The organism is Halorubrum sp. AJ67, from assembly GCF_000513435.1.
The window spans coordinates 109,795-111,002 of the sequence record NZ_CBVY010000009.1; the positions used below are offsets into that span (position 1 = coordinate 109,795).

Annotated in this window: 1 protein-coding gene; it reads right to left on the reverse strand. The window is 69.5% G+C overall.

Annotated features, from left to right (window positions below; all coding sequences use genetic code 11):
• Positions 1–1,208 (reverse strand): radical SAM protein (locus BN903_RS09385; RefSeq protein WP_048077507.1); only part of this gene is annotated, 1,208 nt, incomplete at both ends.

A 1,208-nucleotide genomic window follows, 5' to 3' on the forward strand; every position in this document is an offset into this window, starting at 1 on the left:
ACCGCGTACGCCCCGAGGTCGACGATTCCGGGGTCGACCGCGTCGACGTCGGCGACCGAGTCGTAGGGGCGACCGACGACGATGTCGCCGGCCGTGTTCCGGTTGATTCCCGGGACGGCCGTCAGCTCGTCCATCGAGGCCGCGTTGACGTCGAGCGGGTACGGGACGCCCGTCACGGAGCGGTAGCCGTGGTCGGTGATCGCCACGTCGACGGTGGTCCCCAGCTCGCGCTCGCCCGGGACCGCGACGAGGAGCGCGTAGGTCCCGAGCTGTCGCCCGAACGTCTTGCCGTCCTGATGGTATTCGAGGTGGAGGTCCGGGAGGACGGTCCCGGGCGGGACGACGCGGTCGAGCATCGGGTTGTCGATGGTCTCGCGCACCTCGCGTTTGTACGCCTGAAACTGGTCTTTGTGCTCTTGAGCGATCTCGGCACCCGTCTCGGCCATCTCGGTGCCGGCGAACGCCATCACCTGCCGGATGTTGATCCGGCGGAGCATCAGCCCCTCGTCGTACACCGTCTGGAGGAAGCGCTTGTTGTGCTCGTACGTCTCCGGGCGCTCGCCCGTCAGGCCGTGGACGAGGTTGATCCCGGGAAGCAGCTTCGGCAGCCGGGGGCTCGCGTCCGGGCCGGTCGAGGGACCCGTGACGCGGTCGGGGTCGCCGGGTGTCGTCTCGGGGGTGTCGCCCGGCCGCCAGCCGCCCTCCTCGTTGACGACGCGAACCGCCTCCAGACACTCCTCGGCGGTGACGAGCAGGTTGTTCTCCTCTTGAACCACGGGGTCGGCGGATTCGAGACCGAACGCGGCCGTGTCGCCGGGCGTGTTGTGCTCGGCGATGACCCGGATCGCCTCCCGGGACGCCTCGGGATAGTCCGTGATCGTCACGGGATTCATGTTGTCGAGGTGGAGGGTGCGGAGCTCCGGGGCGACCTCGCGGATCCCCCCGTACAGCTCGCGTAAGGCGTCGGGGTTCGGGGCCTCGCCGTCGCCGCCGTACGCGAGGATGTCGGCCTGTCTCCCGAGCCGGAAGTGCGCGACCCCGCGATCCGAGAGCGCGTCGACCTCGCCGACGACGGAGTCGGGCGCACGGAACGCCGGGTCGCCGTACAGCGGCTCCGTACAGAACGAACACCGATACGCGCAGCCGCGGGAGGTCTCCAGCTCGCAGATGAGGTAGTCGGGGTGGTTCGGGTGTTGCTCGACGACGAA